We start from the raw sequence: 14,356 nt of genomic DNA on the forward strand, positions 1-14,356 counted from the left end.
GCCGGTGATGAGGGGCGACGCTGCTGCGACCCCCCAGCTATAGACGGCGGTTCCCAGATTTTGTTGGGCTCGGCGATGGTCTGAAAGCCCTACGGCCCACTGGTTGATCATCTGTACGCGACGGGCCCTACGAGCATGGCGCGGCTGAGCATGTCCGATGTGAACCGCACCTGGGTGACTTTCGCGGCCAAGGCGAAAGCTCTCGGTACGGCGGCGTGGTAGTCGGTGTCCCAATCGCTCTCGTCGTCCCGTGTGTCCAGCGCCATGCCCAGCTCCCGCATGAACCCGTTGAGCCGGTCGGGCTCGGAGCCGTATCGGTCGTGCGCGCGCGTCAATCTGTAGCCCGTGACAATCGTGCCGTCGATCGCGTACTCGAGACTGTGCTCGGCGTAGTCGTGCCGAGTGATCGCCAGCACCTCACAGCCTCGCGACAATTCGGCCAGGACCTCGTGGAGCGTGCCCATCCACCCGAACAGCTCGATGGCTACGCTCCACTCACCGACCTCCAAGACACCCACGCTGCCGCCGCCGTACCCCCCGTCGGTCTTGCCGACGAACTCACGGACTTTCTCGGTGAGCCCATTGAAGGTCGACTCCTGGCCGTAGTCCTCGCCACAGCTGAAGCGGCGCACCACCTCCGACGGGTCGAGCCCGCGGAAAAAAGCCACGGTGAAGATCTCGCCCAGCAAGAAGTCCTTGCTGTTGTGGGTGTTGAGCCACTGGAACGGAGCCAACGGGTCGGCAGTCGTCATGCGGTCCATGTTGGCAGGTGTTACCGACAATCAGCGGCCCGCGCTGCTCCTTCGCCAGACGACATCTCGCCGACCTCGAGGGTGCGAACGGTTACAAACGCGGCCGTATATACACGAGCTTCACACTGAAACGACCGCTCATAGCCGCATACCGCTCTTCCGGACACTTCGGCGCAGATCGTGTACGTGGCCGCCAAGGAAACCTGGCAACACCCGCCAACTTCACCGGGGAATCGACGGAAACAGGCTTCTCAGCAGCTCCTCCGGGCTGCGAAACTCTCGATCGCGACTGGAGCAGCCATCGCGTTCACCTGAGAAGGGTGTCGGCAAACGAACTTGGGCTCAAGGAATCACTGCATCACCGCGTGGATGATCATGTCGGCCTGGAGGTTTGGGTGCGGGATTACGGGATGTCTGCTGCTCGCCAGGACGAGGTGTGGCGCCGGTGCGCCGCGAACGCGATCGAGACCTACACCCGACCCTGCTATGTGGTGCTGGATCCGATGTCCTGCATCGGGACTACCCTCGTCGAAGCCCTGCACCGAGGCCGCGGTGCCATCCGGGTCGAATGTGGATCTCGCTAGGCTGAGATCGCCCGCGTTAATACCGATCTCGCCCACACAGGAGGTCGCAAGATTCAATGGCTAGGTGGGCCGTGTTCTGCTTAGCTGAATGTGATCCCGGTGTGGGTGCAGTCGGTGTTGTCTGTGTCTCGGGGGTACATGGCGCTGAGTGGGTGGCAACGGGGAGCGGGGTGGGTATCGACGCAAGTGTGTTGAGGTCGGCTCGGCGGGCTCGGGGATGGTCACAGACGCGGCTGGTCTCCGCTCTGCAGGAACAAGCCGACCGCGACCGTGTGGGGTTGATGACGACTGCGAGTCTTCGGGTGGCGTTGTCGCGTTGGGAGAATGGCCATGTTGTCCCAGACGAAGTGCACAGCCGCCTGCTCTGCAGCGTTCTCGAGCTCGATGAAGCGAGTATCGCGCCAGTTCCGACTTCGCATGATGGCGCAGGCGATGGCTCGTTGTTCGCGCTGTTGAGTGGGCATACGAATAGTTTGCGGCTGCTGGATCGTCGGCTGGGCGCGCCAGCAGTGCGGGTTCAAACAGCAAGCCACGTCATCGCTTTGGAGACGTTATGGCGGGGGGCTTCGGGTTCGGACCGGGTGAGTATCGCGCGTGCGCAGGCTGACACGGCCGCGTTGGCCGCGTGGCAGGACCTCGATGTCGGCGACAACGACGGTGCATCACGGCACTACATGTTGGCCAAACAGGCTGCCTCGCGCGCCGGGGACTCGGCGTTGCTGGCTCACGCGATAGGCGAGCATGCGGTGATGCTCGCCGAGACTGGCAAAGCGGCCGAGGCCGCCGCCAACATTGCCAAAGCCGAGGCAATGCCGATGCTGCCGATGCTGCTGCGATCGTGGCTGGCCGCAACACACGCTCAGGTCGCCGCAACGCTGCCGGGCCACGAGCAACCCGTGCGGGCGGCGTTATCCCGCGCGGAGATTGACTTGGTCCGATCAACCGACGGCGACGAGGCATCTATGCCCTATCTGTCACTCAACGCTGTGCACCTGCAACGGTGGCAGGGCCATGTCCTCGTCAGAGCCGGTGACACGGCCGGTGCCGATGTAGCGCGAGCAGCGTTGAACGGCCTGCCCGAGGAGTTTGTTCGAGCCCGTTGCGGACAACTACTCGATCTTGCAGAGGCGAATCTGGGCCATACGTGGGACGAGGCGCGCGAGCACCTGGATGCCGCCGACTCGACGATCGCTCAACTCGGCTCAGTGAGACTCAGGAAGCGCCACGAACTGTTGTCCTGGCGACTGCGTTGTAGGTTCGCCCTTGAATAAGGCTGCGGCGGCGAGCATTCCGACTGCGGTCCCCGAACCTAACAGCATCCCTTTCGCCAGCAGGGCGGTGGTTTCCTCCAGCGGAATCCAGAGCAGTTGGGCCGCTTCCTCCGCATCGCTGGGCATCGCGACCTGGCGTGGATTGCTTCCGAGGTACACCAGGTGACGGGTTCGGACAAGGCTGGGCATAGGTTCGAGATCGGCCACGAGCGTCAGCTCGTCGATCTCAAAGCCGGTTTCTTCCAGCAACTCTCGCCGAGCACAGTTCAGCGGTTCCTCGTCCAGATCGACGATTCCGCCGGGAGACTCCAAGCCGATCGTGTCCACGATCCATCGGTGGCGGCGCATCAGGAGCGCGCGGTGATGCTCGTCGACGGCGATGACTGTGGCGACCGTGTTCAGCTGGATGGAGTGGTGGGTGCGGTCGAGTCCGTCTGGGGTCGTGATCTCGTTGCGGGTCACCTCGAGCCACGGAGTTCCGTCGTAGACGGTCCACGTCCGGTGAACGATGGTGCGCGGCGGTTCGATCATGGATTCACCGTAGCGGGACACCGGCGCTACGGGTTGCTACCTTCCGCCAGAGGCCCATCCCCGAGAATATTGGGGGGCGGCCAGTGATAACTACACTCGTATCGGCATGGCAACCGATCCGATTGAGGCTCCCGTGGTTGCCGATCTCAGACTTGCCTGGCCGACCTCGAGATCGGGGCGAGCCAGTCGCAGAGGCCCGCTCGTCGCGGTCCAGCTACCGAGAGGACTATTGCAGTCGTGACCCAGACCCGGGCCAATGCCCTTGACGAGCTCTCCTGGCGCGGGCTTGTCGCGCTGTCCACCGACGAGGACGCGCTGCGTGCTTCCCTGGAGGCCGGCCCGGTGACTACGGCTGCCCACAATCCGCGGCCAGTTCGGCGAGATATCCGACACCGCATCCCGCGAACAGATGTCTTACCGAGCCTTTCTGGCCGAGCTGCTATTGAGCGAATGCGATGACCGGGCGCGGCGCCGCTCCGAGCGCCGCATCCGCGCTGCCGGATTCCCACGCGACAAGTCGTTGCGCACCTTCGACTTCGACGCCAACCCCAACATCGACGCCGCCGCCATCCACACCCTCGCCACCTGCGACTGGATCCGAAAGAATCTGCCACTCTGCCTGATCGGTGACTCCGGCACCGGCAAATCCCACCTACTCATCGCTCTGGGCACCGAAGCGGCCATGCAAGGCTTCCGCGTCAAATACACCCTGGCCACGAAGCTGGTCAACGAACTCGTCGAGGCCGCCGACGACAAGGTTCTCGCCAAAACCATCGCCCGCTACGGTCGCGTCGACCTGCTTTGCATCGACGAACTCGGCTACATGGAACTCGACCGCCGTGGTGCTGAGCTGCTGTTCCAGGTCTTGACCGAACGCGAAGAGAAGAACAGCGTCGCCATCGCATCCAACGACAGCTACTCCGGCTGGACGAAAACCTTCACCGACCCACGCCTCTGCGCCGCTATCGTCGACCGGCTTACCTTCGGCGGTCACATCATCGAAACCGGCACCGACTCCTACCGCCTCGCCCACACCCGAGCTGCCAAGGGCTGATTCGAATCAGCTCACTGACACACGCTGTATTCAGCCAAACTGGATGCGTGAGTTGTCGCAAGGGAACTCAGGTCGAGTCGATGACGAAGTATTCTCTACGATGGTCAGGCGGCGACCGGATATTTTGCTTGGAAGGCGAGCCTCTGGTCGGCGTCTGCGGCTATCCGATCAAGCTCATCGTCGAGTGTCATGAACACCTGCCATGACTGTTGACCACCGACGGCACTCAGGTGCTGCACAACCAACTGTTCGAGCTCGGGAACCCGCTTGGCCTTCCATATCTTGTCGGCGAGGCTGACAAGCAGGTCCTCCACGCCGATATCGGCTTCGGTCCATGATCCGTGGGTTCGTGCGAAGCGAGCCGAACTGTTCTCGAAGCCCTGCGCCAGGAGAAGTTCATATCCGGCCTGTTCGTGGGCGGAGCCGGGGCCTGACAGCTCATTGGGATGGATGGTCTTTCCGATGTCATGCGTTGCCGCACCGAACAGCATGGCTGTCCGGTCGAAGCGCGCAGCGTCGTAGTGCTGTTGAACCCAGTCGGCCAATTGCCAGGCCACGTCGTGGACCGCACGCAGGTGAGCAGCCAGCCGGGGTGGGGCATTAAGGCTTTCGAGGAGAACCTCGACTCGTTCTGGCAAAGACCGCAGTGCCGGATAGCCGGTCTCAGCCAGGGCAAGCCGCAGCACAACGGAGGTCACCCGAGCCATGGTAATCCCGGGCAGCCGGATGTCCATCGGGACAGGACGCTGTCCGACACGCTGGTGGAGCGATGCCGAAATTCGCGACCAGAAACGGGCTGCAGGTGGCCCGACTGATGCCCGAATTCGCGATCAGCCGACCCCCGAATTCGCGACCGAAGCCACGGGTCCAAGCTCGGTGAGGGCTCGACGCCGTCGGCGATCCTGCCGCCGTAGTGCCTTGCCTTGCCCTGAGGGCTGCGAGATGGTGACCGGCCGCTCCCACTGCCAGTGGAGCACGGACCCGCCTCACGTCTTCCCTGGCAGTCAGTCGCGGAACGTGCGGGATGGGCGTTAGCGTGTCAGTTGAATCTCGTCAGGTTCGTGACCGAGCAGGGTCGCAATGACCTCGTTGGTGGGTCCGGCGACGGGGAACTCCCATTGATTGATGGATCCGAAGGCTTTCTCAAGAAGATGGTCGGCGGAGTTGATGCCGGTTCCGTCGACTAGCGCGACCTTCACGTCGTCGGGCGACCCTGGAGGGAACACCGCCAGCGCTGGCCCGAACTGCAACCCGGTCGGAGCACGGCGGGTGTGGATCGCAAGTCGCAAGGCTGTCATGTCGCGGTGACCACGGTGGCCGCCAATGGTGATCGTCTCCGAGAGGCGGCGGGCAACTTCTTGGTCGCGCACGTGGGAGGCGCGGATGTGTTCGGTCAGTGACGGTTCGTTAGTGGGGACCTTCCGTCGTGGCTGGGTTTTGTTGAAACGGCGGGCGTTCTCCCAGAGGTCGGAGAAGAGATCTACGACTGGGTCTTCGATTCGAGGCTCCCCGCGTACCTCCGTCGTAAAGTTCATGATGCTCTGCCCCGGTTTGAGCGCGAAGAGCCGTTCGAGGTTGTAGAACGTGTATGGGCTGTCCATCGATTGATCCGCGGGGATCTCTTTGACGAGGACGGTGTCGAGGCCGCGGAGATCGGCCCAATAGGTGGTGTCGCCAACTTCGGCGACACCAATTCCGATCGCGCGGTCCAGTCCCAGCGCTTCGCGCTCTAACCCGCCGGTCTGGGATCGTACGAAACGCATGGCCTCAAGTTGCCGCCAGGCGAATACGTTGATAGGCAGTGTGATGTCGGTACGCATCCACCACTTGCTCTGACTCCGCTCCATCTGCAGACCGGTTGCCATATTGAGGGCTCTGAAGAATCGCACCGAGGGAATCGGTTCGCTGGGGTCGACCACGACCTTGTCGACCGTGAAAGTACGCCCGAAAGACGACTCGTTGAGATCGTCGAGTATCCCAAGTGCGGCGGTCCGGAGCGCCTGGTTGTTGAACACCGCGGTCGCGAAGAACGGCTGCTCTCCAAAACGGGCACGGATGGCGACGCCAGGCGCGCCTCTCATCAACGGCGGCCGGATGTCGTCGATGAGCGCGATGAGGTCGTTGGTGTCGATGTCTTGGATGGCGAACGTCATGGATGTCGATTCGAGTCGGACCTTCTCCAGATGCGTCCGCGTGACGTGCTCGGCAAGGTTGGGAACCGCGACCTTGCGGAGCTCCCCCTGGATCCTTCCGTGCAGCACAGTGATGGCATGGCCGGTGCCGAAGTTCGGATCGATCCGCATCTGTTCGGAGGGGACCCCGGGGCTTGCGACACCCTCAGTCGCCACAGCCAAGCCGAGCGTTCTCAGTTTATCGAGCGACCTGATCAGGTTGCCTTCAGCACCGAACATGTTGCGAGCGTGCACGAGGATGGCATCTGCGGTAGTAAACGCCAGTTCGGACGGAGAGGTCAGCTCGATTGACGCGGCGGCCACAGCAATGTCCGGCAGATCGAGTGCTACAACCGCGGCGAGCATGGGATCCCTGTCCTGCGAAGCATGAGCGTAGTTCGCCATACGCGCGATCCGCACGACCAGACCGGCACTGATTTCCGGATTGGCTTCGAATTCGTCGATGAGCTCGTCGTACGCTTTCTGCCCGATTTCGCGACGCTCCTGATCGTCGAGGACGACATCCCACAGATGAGCGCGGCGCTGCTCATGGAACCACGCCATCCCATCTCGGTCGGTCGTGAGGATGCGTTCTCGGGTGAGTGCTCTCCGGATCGTGCCCCATTCGATCGCGGTTACTCCCATGTAGGTCGCGATCCGGTCACTCCGGGGCGGCTGGTTGAACGCGGCAAGCATTCGGGCCGCATGCTGGGCGTTCGGCGAGAGTCGGTCTAGGGCGGCATCGAGTACGCGGACAAACATGCCCGAGCCTCGGAAGTCGGCCGGGTCGCCACCCGCTTCGAGGTGTGCGAGCATGCCCTCGATGAGCAGTGGGTATCCTGCGGTGAGCGAGTGAACCTCTGCGGCCACTGCCGAGTCGATTCGCTCGTGATCCATCCATTGGCCGACGGCCCTTGGGGATAGGCCGGTCAGTTCGAAAACCGTCGCACCTGCATCCTGGAGGATTGCGATCCCGGATGCGTCGGGTGCAGCTGTCGACCAGGCGGCGACAATTCGAAAATGCGGAGATGAACGTGCCGCTAGTGACGCAAGGATTCGGCGGTCCTCGTCTGAGAGTCTATTGGCGTCATCGATGGCAAGGACGATGTCACGGTTGAGGGCTTCCGCTACCTGCTCGGCGAGACGTGCGATCTCCCGCACCACTGTCGCGTCGGAGCGGGAAAGGATGTCTCGGCGCAGTTCTGCGTCGTTGGACGTACGAAGTTCCTTCACGAAATGCGCCAGCGCGTCACCGGTTTCGGCGCCGATCTTTCCCTTCACGAACGCTAACAACTCTTTCGCGATGGCCTTCGCCAGATTCTTGCCGACCTCGCTGGCCGTCGCGAGCGCTGCCGCCTTGACCTCACGCCCGAGCTGCTCAATCTGACTACGTCCGGCCCGTCCGATCGCCAATGCCGACGCAAGCGAGTCGAGCAGGGCCGCCTGCAGCGCTCCGGTTTCGTAGCTGCATGACACCGGTGCGGGTGCCAAAAAGGTGGCCGCAGCGATACGTTGGGCGTCCTGCAGCACAAATGACTTTCCGGTACCAGAGTCGCCGATGAGGATCGCCACCGGTGCAGACGCTCCGGCCAGTGCCTCGGCCTCGCTGCGCTCGACTCTGAACAACATGAACGACCTCCCACCGACGGCTTCTACCAGCGACTTGTCGTGGGTGGACGCGACGACGTTACGCTGCCAGCGTAACGATACCGCCCACTGCTGACATGACCTCTGCATAAAGGTCGAGACCTCCACTGCGCCTGTACAAACTGGGCGAACTTGGTCACGAGACGAGCTAGTGTCTCGCCCAGGAAGGTTGATGCGGAAATCGAGTAGCGGGTTGCTCCACCTGGCGTGAACCATGATGCTGCTCGGTGAGGTGACGCCGGACGCTCGGAAGCCGGATGTGTTCGCCAGAGCGGTGACCCGGGAGATGGCCGCAAGTTGGCGCGCATCGCGCGGCGTAGTAGAGCGCCTACGAGACTCCGACCACCCGAAGAACCGCCGCTACGAGATCCAGTTACCTGAGTTCGGCAGAGTGACGGACGTGCAGTTGCACGAGGTCGCTGCCGCAGTCGAACTAGGCGACGCCGGAGAGGCTATCCGCATAGCCGAATCGATCGACGCATCGACCGTGTTTGCCGCACGGCGCGGTCGGCTGATGATCGATGTCGCGCGTGCTCGGGCACAACGGCGAAGTGTTGCGCGAGCTCTGGCCGCGTTGGCGGAAGCCGAGAGGTTGACACCCGAACAGGTCCACGCTCACCGGCTCGTGCATGCCTGCGTCCGCGATCTGATACCCATCGGAGACCAGCCGCAGCCGGGATTGGTCGAGTTCACGCAACGCGCGTTGGCATCGAGGTCTGACCAGACGCGCGATATGCGGCTATGAGCGGATTTTGGCTGCGGACATGATTAGTCGCAGGGCGATTGGCCAAGCGGTCAACGCCAGAAGCGGATGTTCGGGTTCAATTTCGTGCTTCCAAGTGGTCGCGCCGTGGCGACAGTGTGATTGGGCTGCGAGCAGTGTGTTAGTGACGCCAGGCGTGCCCGCTGCGGTTGTCAGGTTCACCCCGAACGGTGGACAGTGTTTCAAGCAGCGTGTGCTGCGACTGTCAGGGATTGCTCGTAGCGTACCGGGCTGAGCATCCCGATTGCGGAGTGGCGTCGGTGATTGCTGTACCAGTCGATCCAATTGTCAACCGAGGCAACAAGTTCGGACTCCATGGCGTAAACGTGTCGGTAGTAGTGTTCGTGCTGTGCGACGCGAAGTCGCGTGTGTGAGTGAGCTTCTCGATAGGAGGCTGGCTGTGCCAGACGGGTAGCTCTCGACCAGTGTTCGAGGTCGATCCCCGCCCTGACGTGCGTCGGCAGATCCTGTCTGTCCCGGGTGCGAAGCTCAGGGAAGAAGCCCAAGGGCCTGCGTTCCGTCCGCGGGAGCAACCGGGCCAGGGGAAGACCGGACGGGTGAACGCAAGTGAATCCTCGTTGATGCCTCGTCACACTAACTCCAGGGAGGCGGGATGAATGCCTGGTGCAGGACGGTGCCGCTGGAAGTGGCGGCGAGCGGCGACCGGTGAAGCACGGCCGGTCGTGTGAACACCGCTGGTCCCGGGGTCAAGAGGGCACCCAACCCGGTCGTATCTCATGCGCGTGGAACGCGGAAACCCCGCCGGGGTCCGGGCTTTTGGGCACCGGTAGGCCGATCGTGAGCGGAACGGAAGTCCCCGGCAGGAACAGGAAGCCCAAGAAGCGAATGCCGATGACCGAAAGGTGACGGGACGCGCGCCCCAGCGCCGCCGCTCCGGCGGTGGTCGCGGGGAACCGGTCGGATACCGGCCCTGGTGGCCAGGCTCGAAAGGGCGCTGACGTGGGCTGGTGAGCCTTGAAACATGCTGGTGCCGAGCAATATCACGAACCGGAGGGACAAGTTGGACACCGTCGAGGTGAACGGACCCCAGGGCGCTGCTGGATTGGTGTGGGGCGCTGTGGACTGGCGTGCCCATGAACAGAACGTAGCGAGGTTGCGGCGCAGGATCTTTCAGGCGACACGGAACCGGGACTGGGCGCAGGTCCGGTCCTTGCAGAAACTGATGCTGGTTCATGGTCGAACACGTTGTTGAGTGTGCGGCAGGTGACCCAGCGCAACGCCGGACGGCCGGAATCGACGGACAGACAGCGCTTTCCGCCGAGGCCCGCGCGGATGTTGCGGTGCGGGTGCATCGCTTACGGTCGTCGTGGGAACCGGCGCCGGTTCGGCGGGTGTATATCCCGAAGGCCAACGGCAAACAGCGGCCACTCGGAATTCCGGTGATCATGGACCGGTGCCATCAGGCCCGGGTCCGCAACGCACTGGAGCCCGAGTGGGAAGCCCGGTTCGAGCCCCGTTCGTATGGGTTCCGGCCGGGCCGCAGTTGTGCCGATGCGATCGGTGCCCTGTATCTGACGCTCAAAGGGCCACGCGCCCAACGGGTATGGATACTTTATGCCGATCTTTCGGCCGCGTTCGACAACATCGGACATGCCGCGCTGCTCGACCGCCTCAACTCGTTCCCAGCCAGGGATCTGGTCGAGGGTTGGTTGCCGGCCGGTGTGCTCGAAGACGGGGAATTCGCACCGACCGACCGGGGCTCGCCCCAGGGTGGTGTGATCAGCCCGTTGCTGATGAACGTGGCCTTGCATGGCCTGGAGGAGGCCGCAGGAGTGCGTTAGCGAACCGGCCGCATCACCGCCGGGCGGACGGTGACCGGCGCTCCGGTCCTGGTGAGGTATGCCGACGACCTGGCCGTCTGCTGCTATTCGCAGCAGCAGGCCGAACAGGTCAAGGTGAGGCTGGCGGAATGGCTGGTGCCGAGGGTTTGTCGTTCAACGAGACAAGACACGTATCGTGCATGTCGAGTCCGATGGCGGCTTCGACTTTCTCGGGTTCACCATCCGCCGGTATCGGCAGCATGGGCCCCGGCCCTCGAAGCTGCTGATAACACCGAGCCGGGACGCGGTCAAACGCATCCGCAAACGGCTCGCGCAGGAGATGCGCGGGCTGCGCGGCTCCAACGCGGCGGCGGTCATCGCCCGGCTCAACCCGATCATCCGGGGGTTGGGCGGCCTACTACCGGCCAGTGGTGTCCAGCAGAGTGTTTGCCGCGCTGGATCATTACGTGTGGTGGCTGACTTTCCGGTGGGCGTGCCGCACGCATCCCGGCAAGCCGAAGCAGTGGATCGCTCGCCGCTATTTCTGCAGGTTCAACAAGTTCCGCAACGACCGCTGGGTATTCGGGGACCGCGACCACCGCAGCAGTGGTGGCGGGGTTCCTCACCTGGTCAGGTTCGCATGGACGAATATCGTCCGGCACCAACTGGTTACGGGTTCGGCATCACCGGATGATCCCGAGCTGCGTGACTATTGGGTGGCCCGGCGGCGGAAGGTGCGGCCCGCACTGGATAGCTACAACCTGCACCTGCTCACCGAGCAGGACGGGCGCTGCCCTCTGTGCGGGGATCCTGTACTGTCCGGCGACCAGCCACCCGAATCGCCCGAGGAATGGGAACGGTGGTGGCTGGCCACCATCCGGCGCGCTATCGCCGCTGACCATCTCACTCACCATGGGCAGCCGGACGGAACCCGAACCCGCCTCGTCCACACCGCCTGCCACCGGTCCCTGCGGGCTCGACAACGCAGGGGCACAACAGTTTCCGCATCACCGTGAACGCCCTCGGGGCGTGCTTGAGCCGTATGCCGGGACAACCGGCACGTACGGTTCTGAGGGGGCGGGGACGCCGTAATGCGTCCCTGCTACCCGACTGAAGGTCGACCAGAATGATTCGGTGGGACTGTTGTCCCAACATATTCCGGTCTCGCCCATTGACCGGCGCAAGCCGTGCCTGTGGCAGGCTTTCGCGGTTAGCGCCGCGGTGAACTCGCCCTCCCCACCACGATCGGAATGCAGCACCGCGCCCGTGACCGGCCGTGACCGGGTGGCCACTGCGCGGTCGATGGCTTGGCAGACCATGTCGGCGCCGATGTGCTCGGCTACGACGTGCCCGAGCACCCGGCGGGAGTTCCCGTCCCGGATCGCGCACAAGAACATGTCACCTTCCCCGCAGTTCAGATAGACATCCCACGCGGGTGAGTTGTCAAGCGGTGGTGGTTTCGCGATTGTGGTAGTGGTCAGGCCAGGCGCCGTGTTCGTCCCAGGGTTGGTTGTTGACCAGGCACCACCACATGCGACCGAGGAGTTTGTTGGCGAGGTTGCGCAGGGCGGCGTTGTGGCGGTCGCCAGCGGCCTTGCGTTTGTCGTAGTGGGCGCGGGCACCGGACGATTTGGTGAGTGTGGCGAATGCCCACTGTGACAGGCGTCGCCGAGGCGTTTGTTGCGAACTTTTCGGGCCTTGACGAATCGGGATCGGCCCGACGCCACGGTGACCGGTGCAGTGCCAGCGAAGGCTTTCAAGCTGTTGGCGTCCGCGAATCGTTTTGGGTCGTCGCCTATTTCGGAGAGAAGGCGGGCGGCGAGGATCGGTCCGAGGCCGGGTGCGGACCGCAGGATTGGGGCTTGGGGGTGGCTGGCGAACTCACGTTCCATCTCGGCTTCGAGTTCGTCGACGGCTTGCTGCATCGCGGTGATGATCCTGATCTGTCCGATCACGGTGTGCCCGAGCGCTTCCTCGACCCGCGACGGTTGGCGCAGTGCCGCGGATTTCAGGTCGGTGAGGATCTGCTCGACCAACGTCGGATCGTTTCGCCGCCCACACTGTTTCAGCAGAGCGATCACCCGGACGCGGGTCAGCCTGGCCGCGGCAGCAGGAGTGGGCACCGCGGCGAGAATAGTCGTTGCGGCGCGATGCTGGAGATTTGAAAACGCTTGCAGTGCTTGCGGATAGAACTCCAACAGCACCGAACGCAGGCGACTGACCATCTGATGCAATGCCCAAATCGCCTCCTGGTGCTGACGCGCCAGCGCCTTCACCGCGCGGCCCTGCTCGCTCACAGCCGCAAGCGGTCGGTGCATCGGCCGGTCGGTGCGCAGAATATGTGCCAGCACCGCCGCGTCTCCGGGATCAGATTTGCCACCTGCCTGACCATGGCGTTCCCGGTAGCGTGCCACCGCGCGTGGGTTGATCGGATACATCGTGAACCCCGCCTCCGACAACGCGACGACGAGCAGGTTCTTGTCGGTCTCGATGGCTATCGGTGTGTCTTCTGGGCTGCCGCCGTGTTCGGCGACCAACGCCAGCAGAGCACCGAATCCTGCTGCACCGGTGTCGATTCGGGTTCTAGCGACAATTACGGCGTTGTCGTCGATCAGAGCGATGTCGTGATGTCCTTCTGCCCAGTCGATCCCGCATGTCATCGGCATGCGTGCCTCCGTTCTCGTGTGTAGTTGTTCTCCCTTCGTGAGCTCGAGGCGGTGCGGCGACCTAATGGAAGCGCTCGATGGCGCGGCATCTCACAAGCCGATCACCGGCCCTCGCGGCGGACCGGCAGGGTCACCGTCTATCTTGAGATCTTCGAAACGCAGTCCGTGTCATCACATGTAGTGATCACCTGCCGGCAGCTCGCTGTCGGATAAGACTGCGCCCGGATCGGTGATATCTCAGTGATCACCTACCGGTCCGCCTCTCGGCGTGTCGGACCGGGTCCGACTCTCCCATTACGTGATATCGGTGGTCCAGACGGCGTCGGGACGGCCCTGATCGAAGTGGCGGGCGACCAGGTCCGGCGGGAACGACGCACGCGGATGGACCACGGTGGTACGAACTTTGAAGGTGCGGGGGCTGATACCTTCGACACCGAGCTCGGCCATGAGCGCCGCGACGGTCTTCTCGTTCGCTCGCATCCCGCGTTCTCGCAGTTCGGTCGTGATCCGAGGTGATCCATAGGTGCCGTCCGAGGCGGCATGGGCGTCCAGAATCTTCACCGCCAGATCAGCGCGGCGTTGCTGACGCGGCGTCAGAACTGTTGCCGCCCTGCGTTTCACGTACTTGTAGTAGCCGGAGGTCGATACCTTCAGCAACCTCGCCATCCGGCGACCGGAAACCGCTGCCCTGCTCGCTCGGCGGTGTTGTCGAGGCCGGCGTACTTCACCATCGGATCGAACCGGGCCGGTTCTTCTGCATCACGGCAAAGTACGCCGAAGCTTTTACCAGGAAAGCGTTGTCTTTCTCCAACTCTCCGACTTGCTTTCGCAGCCGCAGCAATTCGGCTCGTTCGGCCGCGTCCAAGGGTTTCTCACCGTGGACCTCAGCGGCGGCGTTCCTGCGCCGCTCGTCCTTGACCCAGTTGCTCAACAGGCCCTCGTTGAGGTCCAGTTCGCGGGCGACTTCGGCGATCGTGCGATCGGAATCGATCACCCTATGGGCAGCCTCGACTTTGTACTCGGCCGTGAACGACCGACGCTTGCGAGGAGGCGTAGCAAACATCCTTACCAGCAGAACCTTCGATCCTGCTAACTCGGTGTCCACTTTCCGGGGTGAACCTCATTGCTTATCTCGC

At 63.3% G+C, this 14,356-nt stretch carries 12 protein-coding genes and 2 pseudogenes; 6 read left to right on the forward strand and 8 right to left on the reverse strand.

Features of this window, described 5'->3' with window-relative positions:
• Nucleotides 1-107: 107 nt before the first annotated feature.
• Complete coding sequence (locus ACLMAJ_RS29495) at nt 108-752, reverse strand: DUF6461 domain-containing protein (protein WP_412017118.1); 645 nt, start codon at nt 750-752, stop codon at nt 108-110.
• 886 nt (nt 753-1,638) lie between these two features.
• Between ACLMAJ_RS29495 and ACLMAJ_RS29500 the strand changes: the two genes are divergently transcribed.
• Complete coding sequence (locus ACLMAJ_RS29500) at nt 1,639-2,607, forward strand: NsdA family TPR-like regulatory protein (RefSeq protein WP_412017119.1); 969 nt, start codon at nt 1,639-1,641, stop codon at nt 2,605-2,607.
• Here the strand turns inward: ACLMAJ_RS29500 and ACLMAJ_RS29505 are convergent.
• Nucleotides 2,539-3,069 (reverse strand): NUDIX hydrolase, encoded by a 531-nt coding sequence (locus tag ACLMAJ_RS29505; RefSeq protein WP_412017120.1) that lies wholly within the window; start codon nt 3,067-3,069, stop codon nt 2,539-2,541. The two genes, ACLMAJ_RS29500 and ACLMAJ_RS29505, sit on opposite strands and share 69 nt — an antisense overlap.
• Nucleotides 3,070-3,484: 415 nt before the next feature.
• Here ACLMAJ_RS29505 and istB point away from each other — a divergent pair.
• Nucleotides 3,485-4,192, forward strand: a pseudogene (istB, locus tag ACLMAJ_RS29510) (IS21-like element helper ATPase IstB); the annotation flags it as partial.
• 104 nt (nt 4,193-4,296) lie between these two features.
• On the opposite strand, the gene ACLMAJ_RS29515 reads toward istB, so the two are convergent.
• Both ACLMAJ_RS29515 and ACLMAJ_RS29520 read right to left on the reverse strand, forming a co-directional pair.
• Entirely contained in the window at nt 4,297-4,890 is a 594-nt protein-coding gene (locus ACLMAJ_RS29515) for an HD domain-containing protein (protein WP_412017121.1), read from the reverse strand.
• A gap of 333 nt (nt 4,891-5,223) precedes the next feature.
• Nucleotides 5,224-8,118: a hypothetical protein gene (locus ACLMAJ_RS29520; protein WP_412017123.1), complete on the reverse strand. Its 2,895-nt coding sequence runs from the start codon at nt 8,116-8,118 to the stop codon at nt 5,224-5,226.
• Between the two features lie 106 nt (nt 8,119-8,224).
• Between ACLMAJ_RS29520 and ACLMAJ_RS29525 the strand changes: the two genes are divergently transcribed.
• Complete coding sequence (locus tag ACLMAJ_RS29525) at nt 8,225-8,755, forward strand: hypothetical protein (RefSeq protein WP_412017124.1); 531 nt, start codon at nt 8,225-8,227, stop codon at nt 8,753-8,755.
• 200 nt (nt 8,756-8,955) lie between these two features.
• Here ACLMAJ_RS29525 and ACLMAJ_RS29530 read toward each other — a convergent pair whose 3' ends face one another.
• Complete coding sequence (locus ACLMAJ_RS29530; protein ID WP_412017125.1) at nt 8,956-9,366, reverse strand: IS3 family transposase; 411 nt, start codon at nt 9,364-9,366, stop codon at nt 8,956-8,958.
• A gap of 389 nt (nt 9,367-9,755) precedes the next feature.
• Here ACLMAJ_RS29530 and ACLMAJ_RS29535 point away from each other — a divergent pair, with 389 nt between their 5' ends.
• From ACLMAJ_RS29535 to ACLMAJ_RS29545, 3 genes and pseudogenes are all read left to right on the forward strand, one after another.
• On the forward strand, nt 9,756-9,986 hold the full coding sequence (locus ACLMAJ_RS29535) for a reverse transcriptase N-terminal domain-containing protein (protein WP_412017127.1): 231 nt from the start codon (nt 9,756-9,758) through the stop codon (nt 9,984-9,986).
• Nucleotides 9,967-10,575 carry a reverse transcriptase domain-containing protein gene (locus ACLMAJ_RS29540; protein WP_412017128.1) on the forward strand — a complete coding sequence of 203 codons (609 nt, stop codon included), beginning with the start codon at nt 9,967-9,969 and terminating at the stop codon, nt 10,573-10,575. The genes ACLMAJ_RS29535 and ACLMAJ_RS29540 overlap by 20 nt, the downstream gene beginning before the upstream one ends.
• Nucleotides 10,576-10,970: 395 nt before the next feature.
• Nucleotides 10,971-11,570: pseudogene (locus tag ACLMAJ_RS29545) on the forward strand (group II intron maturase-specific domain-containing protein); the annotation flags it as partial.
• On the opposite strand, the gene ACLMAJ_RS29550 reads toward ACLMAJ_RS29545, so the two are convergent.
• From ACLMAJ_RS29550 to ACLMAJ_RS29560, 3 genes are all read right to left on the reverse strand, one after another.
• Nucleotides 11,562-13,220 carry an IS110 family RNA-guided transposase gene (locus ACLMAJ_RS29550; protein WP_412017129.1) on the reverse strand — a complete coding sequence of 553 codons (1,659 nt, stop codon included), beginning with the start codon at nt 13,218-13,220 and terminating at the stop codon, nt 11,562-11,564. The pseudogene ACLMAJ_RS29545 and the gene ACLMAJ_RS29550 sit on opposite strands and share 9 nt — an antisense overlap.
• A gap of 294 nt (nt 13,221-13,514) precedes the next feature.
• On the reverse strand, nt 13,515-13,886 hold the full coding sequence (locus ACLMAJ_RS29555; protein WP_412017130.1) for an IS3 family transposase: 372 nt from the start codon (nt 13,884-13,886) through the stop codon (nt 13,515-13,517).
• A gap of 58 nt (nt 13,887-13,944) precedes the next feature.
• Nucleotides 13,945-14,325: a transposase gene (locus ACLMAJ_RS29560; protein ID WP_412017131.1), complete on the reverse strand. Its 381-nt coding sequence runs from the start codon at nt 14,323-14,325 to the stop codon at nt 13,945-13,947.
• Nucleotides 14,326-14,356: the final 31 nt, after the last annotated feature.

This window comes from Nocardia arseniciresistens (genome assembly GCF_046764875.1).
GTDB classification, from domain to species: Bacteria; Actinomycetota; Actinomycetes; order Mycobacteriales; family Mycobacteriaceae; genus Nocardia; species Nocardia arseniciresistens.

What these genes read in the sequence shown, in the direction of transcription:
- ACLMAJ_RS29525 (WP_412017124.1), top strand. Translation starts at nt 8,225, where the DNA reads ATGATGCTGCTCGGTGAGGTGACGCCGGACGCTCGGAAGCCGGATGTG.
- ACLMAJ_RS29540 (WP_412017128.1), top strand. Translation starts at nt 9,967, where the DNA reads ATGGTCGAACACGTTGTTGAGTGTGCGGCAGGTGACCCAGCGCAACGC.
- ACLMAJ_RS29495 (WP_412017118.1), bottom strand. Translation starts at nt 752, where the DNA reads ATGACGACTGCCGACCCGTTGGCTCCGTTCCAGTGGCTCAACACCCAC.
- ACLMAJ_RS29535 (WP_412017127.1), top strand. Translation starts at nt 9,756, where the DNA reads ATGCTGGTGCCGAGCAATATCACGAACCGGAGGGACAAGTTGGACACC.
- ACLMAJ_RS29550 (WP_412017129.1), bottom strand. Translation starts at nt 13,220, where the DNA reads ATGCCGATGACATGCGGGATCGACTGGGCAGAAGGACATCACGACATC.
- ACLMAJ_RS29555 (WP_412017130.1), bottom strand. Translation starts at nt 13,886, where the DNA reads ATGGCGAGGTTGCTGAAGGTATCGACCTCCGGCTACTACAAGTACGTG.